This is a genomic window from Bradyrhizobium campsiandrae (assembly GCF_014529705.1).
GTDB classification, from domain to species: Bacteria; Pseudomonadota; Alphaproteobacteria; order Rhizobiales; family Xanthobacteraceae; genus Bradyrhizobium; species Bradyrhizobium campsiandrae.
Genome location: NZ_JAANIH010000008.1, coordinates 104,135 through 118,322, shown reverse-complemented (window position 1 = coordinate 118,322; position 14,188 = coordinate 104,135). Strand labels below are relative to the sequence as shown.

The following is a 14,188-nucleotide window of genomic DNA, read 5'->3' as shown; positions in this document are numbered from 1 at the left end:
ACTGAAGATCATTTCGTCGTGCCGGTGGATGGAGGCGAACCATTCAGCGGCACGACGGTAAGACCCCACATACAGCTCACGCTTCCGGGGCCTTTTCTCCTAGCTGCACCTCTAGCGCTTCGCTCTCGGCGGCACGGCAATTGCCAACAAAGCGCTGCCTTTCGCTGCGAAAAACCTCGACCAGATAATCGGCGACCGCACGGACACGAGGCACCTTGGTCAGGTCGGGGCGAATAAGAAGCCAGAGCTCACGCTCAAGCAACGGCACGTGGTAGTCGATCTCGGCAAGCTGCCGATCATTGTCGGCGAGATAGCGTGGCAGCAGGGCAATTCCAAAGCCCGCTCGCGCTGCGGCAGCCTGCGCTATCTGGCTGTTGGCGCGGAATGAAAATCGGCGCCCGGGGAAGTGTTGCCCGAGCCATTCGGCTTCAGCGATCGAATCACCGTCTCTGTCGAAGCCAATAAGTGGCGATCGCGTAAGCGCGTCCGGTTCAGCGTGCAGACCCGCCGCGACATATAATCCAAAGTAAATCGTGCCTACACGTCGGCCAGCGAGCTCGCTGCCCTTAGGGTGACCGAAACGCAAAGCGATGTCGGCCTCCCTTCGAGCGAGGCTGAGGAGCCTGACCTCTCCAATAAGCTCGAGATCTATCCCCGGATGACGTCGATGCAGCCCGTCCAACCGGTCGATCAGAAATCCTTCGGCCAAGCTGCGTCCGGCGGTAAGTCGCACGAGGCCGCTGAGCTCTACGCCCGCATCCAGGCGTCGCAGAACCGAGAGCGCGGCGTTGTCCATTACGTTCGCTTCTTCCAACACGGCTCTGCCATCGGCCGTAAGTACGTAGCCCTCGGCTCGGCGCTCGAACAGGGCGCGTCCGAGAAGCGCCTCTAGGTGAGCAACGCGGCGGGACACCGTCGCGTGATTGACGCGAAGCGCGCGGGCAGTGGCTGACAGCGAACGATATCGCGCGAGCGCCGCGAAATAGCGGACGTCTTCCCAGTCGAGGTCGCCTGTGCATTTCTTATCAAGCATAGAGAATTTATAGCGAGTTCCCAAGAAAGCGGCGAGAGCTAAACTCCCGCAATGGTAGAAAAAAGTAGGCGGGAAAGTGACGACGAGGCGTCGGTTCGCACGCTCTCTTCCCAGCTGCATAAAGGGCGGATTTGCTCCCAATTTGGTCTTGCAGCCTGGCTGCGTCCGGGCCCGCGCTTGGCGGCAGCAGGATATTATCAATCGTCGGTAGTCACGGGCTTCTGCACAGTCCATTCATGGCCTAAGAACCTGGTAGGCGCTAGCTATAACCGCCTCCATCGCGCTGCGCTTCGCGGGGGCCTGGCCACTCCGATCGGCGAGCAGTTCGCGGAGGAGTTCGGTGCTCCGCAACGATCGGACGTTGCCGTCAGGCCGGCGCTCGTTCGTCACGCAACTTCGATTGCACATTCAAGCGGGACAGGGCGACGAGCCGGCATGGGAGCTTAGCGCCATGCTTGACGAGTCCCAAAATGGCACCGTGGCTTCTTATCTGATTGCCCGGCTTGAGGAACTTGGCATCGAGCATCTATTCAATGTGCCCGGCAGCTATTGTACTGGACTTCTTGCGGAGCTCGCCAAGCACTCCCGACTGAAGGCCATCTTTACGACATACGAGATGGAAGCGGCGTACGCAGCCGATGCCTATGCGCGCATCAAGGGGTTTGGTGCGATGTGCGGCACCTGTGGCGTCGGTGCGTTGAGTGCGCTCAATGGCGTCGTTGGGGCTTTTGTCGAACGCTGTCCGGTTGTCGTTATTAACGGAAGTCCTTGCGCGCGTCAGCTTGATCTTGAGATCGACTACGGCATCATGTTCCAGCACTCGACTGGCCGGTTCAAGGCCGACTTGACGATCTATTCGCAGGCGACGGTGGCGACGGCCGTGATCGAGCGAGCCGAAGAAGTGCCAGACAAGATTGATGAGGTTCTGATCGCCTGTATGACATGGCGGCGCCCGGTCTACATCGAAATCAGCCAGGATCTATGGGGCCAATCCTGTGCGCTGCCGGTGGGAAAGCTCAGCGCGGCGTTGACGCCTGTCAATCCAGAGTCCTTGTCGGAGTGCCTTGACGATGCAATGGCGCGGCTCGTGCGCGCGCAGCGCCCGGTGTTGTGGGTCGGTGAAGAACTCGACCGCTGGCGATTGCATCAAGAGTGTGCTGACCTATTGCGTGCGAGTGGTGTCCCTTATGTCACTACCTTGGCCGGAAAATCGGTGCTGGCCGAAACCACGAGAGGATTCCTCGGCGTGTATGATCGCCGGTCCGCCACGCCCGATCTTCAGGAGTTCGTTGAGAGAGCCGATTGTGTGATTGCACTAGGGACGACGATCACTGATTTCGTCGAAGACATCGTCGCAAAAGACTACAGCAGCATGATACTTGCGTCGCAAGGTGGGGTCCGCATCGGACATCACATCTACCGCGACGTGGGCCTCAGGGAGTTTGTCGTCGGTTTGACGCAACGACTGGGGGATCATGCGGCCATTCCACCCCCGTGGGAGAGGGCTGCGCTGCAGCACCAGGACGCCGACCTCCCGCCCGCCGATGCACCTATGACTTTCGATCTCCTGTTCTCCTGCATGCCAGATTTCGTCCAGGGCAAACTTGTGATCGCGGATAACGGCCTGTCGCTTTTCGGGTCCGCCGGACTGCCTATCGTTGATCGGCAAGGATATTTGTCCCAGTCGATCTGGATGTCGATCGGGTACAGCCTGGGAGCATCGGTCGGTGCGGCCTGCGCCAGCGCCAAGCGACCGGTCGTGCTCGTGGGTGACGCCGCCTTTCGGGAGGGACCACAGGCCCTCTCCACACTGGTTCAGTACAAACTGCCCGCCGTGGTCTGTGTGATGAACAATGGGATCATGGGGATTCAGCAGTTCATGGGCTGTCACCGGTACTACGACAGCCCGCACGGCCAGCCTGACTATTACAATGTGCTCCGTCGCTGGAATTACGGCGCTTTGGCGGGTGCTTTTGGTGCGCAATATGCGAGCGCCAAAACCCTGGCCGAATTCGAGCAGGCGCTGCGACAGGCGGCGGTACTCACCGATGTGCCGATCTTGATCGATGTCATGCTCGATGAAAAGGATATCCCGACCGCGCTCCGTCACACCATCGGGCGCACCGCTCCCGAGGCGGTCCAGGCGAATTTTGAGGCGCCGCTGCTGCGACGCATTGTTCCTTAAGGCGGCACAAGCTCCTCGGTATCGCCGCCCCGCCAAGTTGATCTGTGCGATTCTTATCATTCATTGAGAAAATATTGCGGGTTCCTCGCCCGTCCCTTGCAGTCTAGCCTCCCGCTAAAATTTGCGGAAGCGCCACGTCGAAGCCTCCCAAGGCACCACACGCAACTTCTATTGCTGCGAAACACCGAATACCGAGACGACGAGACCGGTTGTCGACCGGACCAATGCACCAACATCCGATTTCAACGAGGTCATTCATGAGCCTGATGCCTTCTGAAGAACGGTCATCGGACGAGCCGTTTCTCGACACGATCATCTATGGTGCACGCAAGGATGACTCGATAACGGATACCACCGAGGCGTCAGTCACCACTCAACATGAACTCCGCATCGATGGGGCGACGCTCAAGTACACTGCTAGGGCAGGCCATCTGGTTACGGTCGACCTATATAGCGGGCAGCCGGCTGCGAAGCTGTTCTACGTCGCATTCACGGCGAATGTACCAAATCAGAAAGAGCGCCCTGTCACGTTTTTCTACAACGGAGGTCCAGGCTCGTCGTCGGTCTACCTGTTGCTCGGTTCGTTCGGTCCACGGCGCATCAGGACAAACATGCCGAACTTTACACCGCCTGCGCCGTACGCCTTGGAAGACAATCCGGACAGCCTCCTCGACTGTTCGGATCTGGTTTTCATCAATCCCGTCGGTACCGGCTACTCGGCGGCCATCGCGCCGAACAAGAACAAGGATTTCTGGGGAGTCGACCAGGACGCCGGCTGCATCAAGCAGTTCATCAAGCGCTACCTGACCGTCTTCCAGCGCTGGAATTCGCCAAAGTTCCTTTTCGGCGAGTCGTACGGCACGCCGAGAACCTGCGTCCTCACCTGGATGTTGCATGAGGATGGCGTTGATCTGAACGGCGTCGTCTTGCAATCCTCCATTCTCGACTATTCCAAGGCGAGCAATCCGATCGGGACGTTGCCGACGCTCGCTGCCGATGCGCACTATTGGAAAAAAGTCACGATCAAGCCGCCGCCGAAGGATCTTCCATCCTTTATGGAGACCGTCGAGGGATTCGCCAGTGGTCCCTACGCGAGAGCACTATCCGAATATCCCAAGGTTGATCCGAAGCTCCTTGAAACCCTCAGCGAAATCCTTGGAATTCCGGGGGATGTGCTGCGCCATTGGAAACTCAATCCCGCCGCCGATGATGCGACGCCTTATCTGACGAGTCTGCTCCGGCACGACGGCTTTGCAATCGGCGCCTATGATGGTCGTGTCCGCTCCGACGAACTGGGGATTGCCGGGTCGATCGATCCGGCTTCCGGCAATAACGATCCGACGATCACGGCGATCGGTGGCGTCTACACCACCATGTGGAATGTCTATCTCAATGAAGAGTTGAACTATACGTCGGTATCGCCATTCCTGGATTCGAACGACCAGGCGTTTGCCAATTGGGATTTCCGCCACACGGATCCAACGGGTGCCGACAAGGGAGGCCCCGACTCTCTCTATACGGCCGGTGACCTTGCTGCTGCCATGTCACTCAATCCCAGTCTGAAAGTGTTTTCTGCCAACGGCTATTACGACGCCGTGACGCCATTCTTCCAGACGAAACTGAATTTCGCGCGCATGCCGCTGAAGGGCCCGGATACCAACGACCGGATAGAGATTCGAAATTATCCCTCGGGTCATATGATCTATCTCGACGACGCCTCTCGGTCGGCGATGAAAGCCGACCTGGCAAAGTTCTATGCGCCGCGACCGCTGCTTGCCGTCAAGTCGTTGTCAGGACAGCCAGCTACAACAATTCACAGAACGCGTGTTCGAAGGCGTATGAGCCGGACACCATATTAGCAGTTCGCAGCATCTAGAAATTCTTTCCTCATCGAGGCTCATCATCGAGCGAGATGACGGTCTCGAGCATTTTACGGGTCCCGGCTCCATGACCATATTTCGAATTCACCCTGCTATCGGCGTCGCGCGCGTCGGCAATTCCGATGACTACGTGATCGCGCCGGAGACCATGGCAGGGAGTCCAGCTACGGCCGGGAGCAGGCTGACGGGAGGATTGCCGATCCGTCGCGGAACAGAAGGCGAGCCCATTCGCAGCAGCGATCTTCGCGACGCGTCCGGGGCTCTGAAGCGTCACGCCGCGCGGTTTCGCCTTTTTTCCTACGCTGACAGCGATTCCGAAAGCTGGCCTCGTGGCGACGGGCGCGAGGTGCGAATTGGCGATGAGATCGACGGACGGAAGATCGCCGACATTGTTTGGACGGTGCATGTTGCGAACAAGAAGGCGAATTGGTTCATCCTCGCCGAGACGGATCCGCAGGGAATCGCAAGTTATGAGAACGGGAACCTTCCTAGCATTCGAAATCCGTCCCTGACGCAGACGGGATTTCCGCAACCTGCCAACAACGACAAAATTGCCGTGCTCGCTTCGCCGGATCGACTGCGCAAGCTCGTGATCGATCCAGGCCCACGCGTTGTGTCCGGTGCGTCCGCAGCTTCTGTCCCATTTGATGCCCTGACACCTGCCAGATATTTCGACAATGCTCGCGGAGCGGTCGTCGAAATGCCAAACTACCCAAAATCGTTTCCAACAAATGACCTTGGGCAACTCGATTGCCCGTCTGGCCCCATCGATAGTTTGGGCGAGATCCAGACCGACTCCTTTGGCCGGCTTCTCGTGCTCGGCGGCCGAGGACGCGCGGTTGCGTGGAAGATCGCGGGAAAATCGCCCCTCGAAGATGACGTCAACAACAATCAATGGTTCGACGACACATCGGACGGGCCAGTCAGCGCGACGATCGTCTTTGAAGACGGCAGTCGTGCGACCGCGCACGGTGCGTGGGTGACGGCGACCGACCCTTCATTCGCGCCGCAGATCCTCAACGTCGTATCGATGTGGGACGACGTTTACGATGTCTGGGTCCGGGAGCTCGAACTTGCGCCCGATATCTTCGACAGGGCAACCGGGGTCTACAACGAAGCCTACCGGCCCACTTTCGGCGACCAGATTGCGCCCATCCTTAAGAGCGCGAGCCAGCAGCACTGGGTTGCCAATCTCAGCCAAACCGGCATCTCTGCACATGCCGTCCTGGCACGAATTACGGAAACGACCAATCCCGCGGGGACGTCGCTCGCCGGCCTCTCCGCAGTCTTCAGGGATCCGTCGCAAGATCAGTCGACCAATACCACCCTGATGCCCCTGCACCTCGGTGATGCAGACCAGTCGCTGCTCGCCCTGCGGAAAACCCAGTACTTCTTTCTGCGACAATGGAACAAGGGCCTCGATCACTTTAGACCAGGTTCCACCCCGCTCGGCCCGGGAGAGTTGCTGGACAAGACCTCGCTCGTGAATTGCATCGGCGGCCGACTGAGCCCGGGTATCGATCTGACGTTTGTGTTGCGTGAGCCGGCGCTCTACCAGCTTCCCTGGCAAACGTCGGGGGCGGGGCCATTCAGAATTCGGGCAAAGGGGCTCGCTTACGATGCGGGTCTCGGCCGTGACCAAGCGTTCCTCGGGGTCGGCTACGTTCCCCGCCATGACGATCAATCCGGGCTTGAGCCCGGCGACCTCTCCAAATTCCTGGCTCTGCCGTGGCACACCGACTACAATTCCTGCGCAACCCACCCGCTCGATCCTCCAGTAGGCAATAACCGGACCTTGTTCTGGTCATGGCCGGCCCAGCGGCCCGTTGCGGTCTACGACGCATCCCAGCTGGGTTGGGGACCCCGCGACCTCGACGATTCAACCGAAGGATTCCAGCTTGGTCCACAATTGTGGTCGGTGCGCGGCTGGGGCACTGACGCCGCCGATGCAGAGAATTGGGGACGATACCAAGAGCGAAAGGACATGCTCTACAACTGGCCTCGGATCGGGACGGTGCTGCAATCCCCAGCTATTGACCCTCCACTCCAGCACACCCAGACTGAGCCGACCCTCACCACCAGTGCGCCTGACGATTGGTACCTTGAGGTCGAGAGCCAGCTGCGCGATACCGGCCAAACGCCGGTCGTGCCTTTCCCGAACTACGCGACGGAGATCCCGGCTAACCTGGTTCCACGCCCGACATATAACGACTTCGGACCGACCCCTGATCGTCAGAATCCAGGTGCTGTCCGCGAGCTCTTCCATCAACTTCTGAACGTCGGTGAATATCCCGGAGCGCTGCGCAATGCGCGGAACTACGTGGAGTTTTGGCTGAAATGGGCCGAGGTCTTCTCGCTCGATGCCGCGGTCGCGCCATACGATCGGCTGTTCTTTCCTTATTCACCTCAGGCGCTCGAAGACAGGATGGACCTGATTTACCAGGAATTGTCGGACGACGCCGATGCCGTGGACCCCGACCCGTTGATCACGAACGTCGCGCAGATGACTACACGCATCAAGCAGTTCACGCCGCTGAACCTGCTGGACGGCGCCTGGCTACGCAACATCGGGAAAACCGGGCCGACCGACGAGGTGCGCGCGCTCTTGTTCTCCGTTTGGATGGACGAATTCGGCGACGGGGAGGTTTCGAAAAACCACTGCAACATCTATCTCGATCTCTGTCACAGCGTTGGGTTCTACCCGCCTGACCTCAGCAGTCGCGAATTTGCGTTCAGCAAAGAGTTTCTGGACAGCGCGTTCACAGTGCCGACTTTCGAACTCGCGATTTCACAGTTCACCGAGGAATACTATCCAGAGATACTCGGTATGACGCTGCAATTGGAGTGGGAGGTGCTTGGCCTCAAGCCGACGCGTGATCTCCTCGCGGGTTTGGGGCTGAATCCTCACTTCTACGTCATGCACATTGGCATCGACAATGCCGTGAATGGTCACGGTCGTCGTGCGCTTGATGCGGTTCTGCTCTACCTCCAGACGATACAGGAGAGCGGCGGGACCGACGCGGTCAATAAGGCATGGCGGCGCATCTGGAACGGTTATGTGGCATTCGGACAGATTGGAAACCTAGGCCACGACCTCAGAGAGCTAATAGAGCACCCGCCGAGCCTTGAGCGCAGAATGATCGATCTGATCAAGAGCAAGGCTGATTTCGGAAGTCGAAATCACCAGACCCACGCATTGCGTGGAACGCCAATCAATGAGCTGTTCGCTGTGCCCGAACGCTTCCTGGACATCATAAAGTCCGACCTGCTGACGCCTGGTGATTGGGAGAACAGCAGGCTGAACCAGCTGATTCAGTTTCAATCAGGCGCGATGTTCAGGGTGTTTACAGATGATGAGATCGATCTCCTCAGAGACTATACGCGGTCCTTAGCCGGTGCTGCGAAGCCGCCTCCGCCAAAAGGGTTGCCGCCTGCCGCCGCTATGGAGGCAGTGATCAAGCAGTTGAAACCGCAGCAAGTAGGTGCCGCGGGGCACGCCGCACATTCGCTCGCAGACGAATCGGGAGTAGCGCATACGATTGCCTGGTGGTTCGATCAGCCGCCGGCAGCCTTCATGGCGGCTCTCGCATCACCGCGGAACAATATGATCTCGCCGGGAAATCCCGGGGCGATTGCCTTCCTCACGACCTGGATTGCGCCCAACGGGCCAATGGGAGGCGCATTTGCTCAGATGGCCACCGAGTCGCCCGGCATGACTTGCCACGCGGTCGTCGAGCGCTGGATCGCCAATGGTTGCCCGGCAGTCGACAATGTCATTCAAATGCTCCGGCTGACCACGCCTTCGCCGAAATGGAAGCGACACAAGAGCGGACGCATGTTTGGGATGGGTAGCGTCCATTGAATGCAGTGCTCACAAGCGAGGTCGTCGTGGTCGGCGGAGGCATTGCCGCCTACGCCACGGCTATTGCGCTCGCCCAAAAAGGCGTCAAGGTCAGCTTGTTCTTTTCCGTAACCACTAGACCGCGGCTGGCGGTCGGTGAGACCGTCCCGCCCGATGTAACGAAGCTTCTCAAGGTATTAGGGAGCTGGGAGAAGTTTCTCGAGCAGCGGCATGAGGTAAGTCTCGGCAGTTGCTCGGCATGGGGCGGGACGGAGCTGGGCCATAATGATTTCGTGTTGAATCCGCAGGGTTGTGGTTGGCACCTGGACCGCGCGCGATTCGAGACGCTGCTGCTTGACCAAGCCGAAAGCTGCGGCGTGGCCCTGTTCCCAATCGCCAAATGCGCCTCGCTGGAGCAAGCATCGGACGGAGCCATCGTTCTCGGCGCGATCATCCCAAACGGGACCAGGCGGCAAGTCAAGGCACGTTACATCGTCGATGCGACTGGATCGCGCTCTGTCATCGCACGCCAGATGGGTGCCCGGCAGATCCTCCTGGATCGACTAAGCTTTGTCTACGGGTTCTTCGATACGCCGCAGGCCGCCGCTCCTTCCCAGCTCACTCTGCTCGAAGCGCAGGAGCTCGGCTGGTGGTACAAAGCGCGGCTGCCCGATCGAAGGCTCGCCATTGCCTTTGCCTCGGATGCATCGATCATTCGGGACCATAACCTCTCGCGCGCGAGCGGGTGGCTCGCTCTTCTCCGCTCCACGAGCCATGTCGCGCGGGCGATTGAAGGATATCAGCTGAAGCACATCGTTGTGCGCGTCGCGCCAAGCTTTTGTCTGGACCGCGTCGCCGGGCCCAATTGGTTGGCTGTGGGCGATGCGGCGGCCGCCTGCGATCCGATTTCCTCACAAGGCATCATGAATGCTTTGGGCGATGGAATTCGGGCTGCTGCGGCGATTATTGATGTCCGCGATGGACATTCCGACAGCATCGTGCCCTACGCCAAATATCTCAACGGCCGGTACACCGACTATGTTGCGAATCGAAACTACCTTTACGGACTAGAGCGGCGTTGGCCGAAATCGCCGTTCTGGCGCCAGCGACACGCTCGCAGCGGCGCAATGTCGCCAACCGGTGAGAGAGCTGCGTAACAACAGATTCTAACGCCCCCTTGAAATGCAAGCGTCAATTAAAAGTAGCGATTTGTATCAAGGGCAACTTAGCGATAAGGTGGCGCGCTTCAATGGTTTTCCTGCAGAGGCCTCGAGTCCTCCAGATCTTGCCGACTGAGTGACGGTCCGGCGTGATCGGGTGACAACAAATCAAATTGCTACCGCGACGGGGAGATTGTGATGGCTGGGGAATCCACCGATTTACGACGTGAGGCCGCCGATCAACCAATTGCCTATTGCGCGGTGTTTCCCAAGATAGGGATCGCGCGGGTGGGCGATTCCAAGGACTATTTCGTCGGGCCCGAAGCTCCGGGGGTGCCAGCGGCTCCGGAGGGCGGCTTTAAAGACGGCTCTGGCCGGGTGAAGCGGCAGGCTGCGAGATTCCGCGTCTATGGCTTCGACGCGGATGGGAATGTTGTCGCGGAGCTAACTGCGCAAAATGCTCATCGAATTACCTGGCAAGTATCGGTCGCCAACAAGAAGGCCGCCTGGCACGAATTCGCGGGCGCCAAAGCGGCGCTCGCACTTTTCGAGGGAGCAGGCGATCAAGCGCAGCTTCCTCCGCTGCGAAATGACGACTGGCCAACAGACCGTCGTGCGCTCGTCATGAAGGCAACGGCGTCCGTAAGTGGAAAGAACGATGCGTCGGCGCCGCTCCAGGGAACGATCTACGACGTGCCGGATCCGGTTTATCTTGGAGAGTTGCGCACCGACAATCTGGGGCGGCTGCTCGTTCTTGGCGGTCATGGGCATTCTGCAGCTAGGTCGACGGACGACAAGTACCTGATCGATCACTATGCAAATAACGACGGTTGGTATGACGACACGGCCGACGGATCGGTAAGCGTCGAGGTCGAGATCGCAGAAGGCGTCGTTGTGCCAGTGCGAGGGAACACCTGGGTGATCGTTGGTCCCCCCGACTATTCGCCTCATACCGACAGTCTCGTCACGCTTTTCGACGCGATGGAGGACACAGCCCTGGAAAAGGGATTGCCCTGGCACCTGGCCGCCACGCCTCCCGATCGAGAGCGGACCAGAGTTTCTTTTTTGAACGACGTCTATCCAATCCTTTTTCGCGCGGTTGACACGCAGTGGGTCAATGAGCGCGCTCTGCGAGGCCACGGGCCAGGGAAGGCAGCCAACTTCCTGAGCGACGAGATATTGGGAGCTCTCGCTCGCAACAGCGAAGCCAGTGAGGACTTGCGCAAGCGGTTCTTTAGCCTCGTTCGCAATCCCAACTTGACCCGCGACGATGCTAAAAAGCAGGCGAGCCTGAAGTTTATGCCCCAGCTGTCGGGGAACGAAGGTGACTCCGAAGGATATATCGGCGATCCCGATCACTGGCTGAAGCTCACGAAGAGACAGTACGAATCGCTCCGGTTGTGGTCCGAGGGAAAGTTCGACGGTTACGACACGCTGAAGGAGCTGAAACTGGCGATGGTCCGTCCGGCGCCGATCGATCAGATCGCGCTGAGAGATCAGCCCTTCGCGCTCACCAAGGGAGCGTTGTCAGCTTGTGTAGGCGGCCCGTTCTACCCAGGCATCGAATTGACTGCGATATGCACGTCAGAGCATTTCTATGAGCGCGCATTTGAGGTGTCGGCGCGTTTGGAGCCCGGCGATCTGACAAAGTGGATGGCGCTGCCGTGGCAGGCGGACTTTTACGAGTGTAACACTTATTGGTGGCCGGCGCAGCGGCCCGATGCGATCGTCAGCGAATTTGATTTCGAGGAGGTCCGGAAAGACTTCCCGATCGAGCGCGAAGCGGCCAACTTGGCGAGTCTGCTATATCCAAGGAAGCAATGGGATAGGGGTGTCGGCTCGGAACGGACGTTTCAGCCCCTCTTTGAGTGGCCGTCGACGGATGGGAAGGACATTGCGACGTTTGCAGTCGATGCGAAGCAGGCGTTCGTCACGTTCGTGCGGGCACAATGGACGTTTCGTGGTCGAAATTGGCGTCTGCCCGAACCGAAGGATGGCGAGGCTCTGAATCGATACCAGTTCCGGCTTCGTGAATTCTTCGACCACTATGGCAGTACGAAGCATTGGCCGTTCGTACTGCCGCAGGCCGCCCCCCAGGTGGATCCGAAGGCTTATCGAGCGCAACTGATCGCGGCGTTTGATGGCTACATCCAGAATGTCGTACCGCCCCCCGACGCAGCCGAGGTCCTTGACGTTTACGCCGCTCGCCTCAAAACGGCGGATTCGGCCTGGATGAACTTTTTGGGCGCAAGCACTCAGATTGGATATGAGGTTCGTCAGGACTATCAAGCCGACAATGAAATGGTTCGAAAGTGGAAGCATCTCGGATTCGTCGTTCCGGCTCCGAACCTGTCCGAGCGAGTTCTCGTCGAAACAGGACGAGGAAAGTACGACGGTCTGCGCGACCGCGATTATTTCTACATCATGCTCAACTACGAGAGTTACCCTGACTTCGGTCCCAAGGCCAAGGAACTCGCCATCCATTTTCTGCAGGCGGCGCGGGATTTGCAGAAGACCAAGCAGTTTCGGAGCGATCCGACGCAGAATTTCTGGGAGTTCTTCGAATACACGCCCTCGGCATTCGAGTCGCGGCTCTCGCAGATCTATGAATTCCTGGCGGCAGGCGAGCGACAACCAGCCGAGTCTTGGACGCGAGAAGCGTTGATCAAGCGCCAGCTTCAACTCGCGCCGTTCAACCAGCTGGATGGATCGTGGCTGCGGTACGCCACAAACGCCGGACCGATCGCGGAAATCAATTCGCTCTTGTTTGAAATCTGGAGCGACGAGACAGGTGGCGGGGATCCTGCACTCAACCACGCAAACCTGTATACTGCCTTGCTGCAAACGCTCGGGATCTATCTTCCGAACATCAGGAGCAGGGACTACGCTGACAATCCCGCGATATTCGATTCGGCCTACACGAACCCGCTGTTCGAGCTTTGTATATCGCAGCACTCCGACGCGTTCTTCCCGGAAATTCTCGGGATGACGCTACAGCTCGAATGGGAGGTCCTCGGGCTTTGGCCGGGCGTGAAACGGTTGGAAGCCAACAATATCAGCGCCCAATTCTACAGAATGCATATCGGTATCGACAACGCGGTTTACGGTCATGGCGCGAAAGCCAAGGAGGCCGTCAAGCAGTATCTCGACTACGTGCGCGCCGAAGCCGGGCCGGCCGAGGTGGCAAGGGTTTGGGAGAGGATCTGGACCGGCTACGTGGCTTTTGCGACTACGGGCGACATCAGCCAGGATTTCGCGGTGTGGCGCGACTATCCGCCGACGGTCGAACAACAGATGATCGAGCTCATCAAACAGAAGAAATACTTTGCACAACGAAACCACTTCAATGTTTCGGAGTTCGGGGTCGTTTCCAACCGGATGAACGATTGGTTCGAAGATCCGCAAGCCTTCCTGGATGAACTCGCGAACTCACGATACGTGACGCCGGGCAATCCATCGGGTAGCTACTTTCTCAACAACAGGACCACCTACGAAGGTCCGATGTACAAGATCTTCTCGCCCTCCGAGCTCGCCCTTTGGGCTGACTGGGTAAGGTGGCTCGGGAACGTTTACGGGCCTGCGGGTGCCGCTCCAGCTACTCCGGGCGAGGCGATGAAGAAGCTCGTTCAGTCGCTGTCCTCAAGCGCGGCGAACGTCCACGCCCACGAAACGCGTGAGCTTGCGGGTACCGTGAATGGAGCGCGCGTAAAACAGTCGGTCGCCGACTGGTTCAGGGCGGGGCCCGAGGCTCTCATGGCGGCAATCAGCGATGCCGAAAATGGCTGGATCAGCCCAGGCAATGCCAGTGGCAGCCGCTTCATCACCGATCTGTTGCCGAGTGAGTTCGGGATGCTCAATGCGATCAAGCGGACGATAGTCGATGGTTCTGATGGATTTACCATCCTGACCCAATGGATCGATGCCGGTTGTCCGATTCCGGGTGGCCGGCCGGCCGCGCCGGCGGCCGCCGCGTTGCGCGCGGTCGCTGGGATGGGGGCGGCTCCTCCAGGCAGAGTGTACCCGGTGCGAGCAAAGCCCGGCCTGCATAGGCGGCAGATTTTCGGCCAGGACGCCGTGCACTGAGCGGCT

6 protein-coding genes are annotated in these 14,188 nt (G+C 59.0%); 5 read left to right on the top strand and 1 reads right to left on the bottom strand.

Annotated elements, in window-relative coordinates; all coding sequences use genetic code 11:
- Window positions 1-76: 76 nt before the first annotated feature.
- A complete protein-coding gene (locus G8O24_RS08165; RefSeq protein WP_188098197.1) occupies window positions 77-1,033 on the bottom strand; it encodes a LysR family transcriptional regulator in 957 nt (318 codons plus the stop codon).
- 451 nt (window positions 1,034-1,484) lie between these two features.
- On the opposite strand from G8O24_RS08165, the gene G8O24_RS08160 reads away from it, so the two are divergent.
- The 5 genes from G8O24_RS08160 (at window position 1,485) to G8O24_RS08140 (ending at window position 14,182) form a co-directional block, all read left to right on the top strand.
- A complete protein-coding gene (locus tag G8O24_RS08160) occupies window positions 1,485-3,218 on the top strand; it encodes a thiamine pyrophosphate-binding protein (protein WP_188098195.1) in 1,734 nt (577 codons plus the stop codon).
- A 257-nt stretch (window positions 3,219-3,475) separates the two neighbouring features.
- A complete protein-coding gene (locus G8O24_RS08155; protein ID WP_188098193.1) occupies window positions 3,476-5,077 on the top strand; it encodes a S10 family peptidase in 1,602 nt (533 codons plus the stop codon).
- 88 nt (window positions 5,078-5,165) lie between these two features.
- Window positions 5,166-8,960 (top strand): LodA/GoxA family CTQ-dependent oxidase, encoded by a 3,795-nt coding sequence (locus G8O24_RS08150; RefSeq protein ID WP_188098191.1) that lies wholly within the window; start codon window positions 5,166-5,168, stop codon window positions 8,958-8,960.
- 5 nt (window positions 8,961-8,965) lie between these two features.
- Window positions 8,966-10,096, top strand: a complete 1,131-nt coding sequence (locus G8O24_RS08145) for a tryptophan 7-halogenase (protein WP_311972218.1) — start codon at window positions 8,966-8,968, stop codon at window positions 10,094-10,096.
- Between the two features lie 201 nt (window positions 10,097-10,297).
- The gene (locus G8O24_RS08140; protein WP_188098188.1) at window positions 10,298-14,182 is read left to right on the top strand and encodes a LodA/GoxA family CTQ-dependent oxidase; all 3,885 of its coding nucleotides are present in this window, start codon (window positions 10,298-10,300) and stop codon (window positions 14,180-14,182) included.
- The last annotated feature ends 6 nt before the right edge of the window (window positions 14,183-14,188 follow it).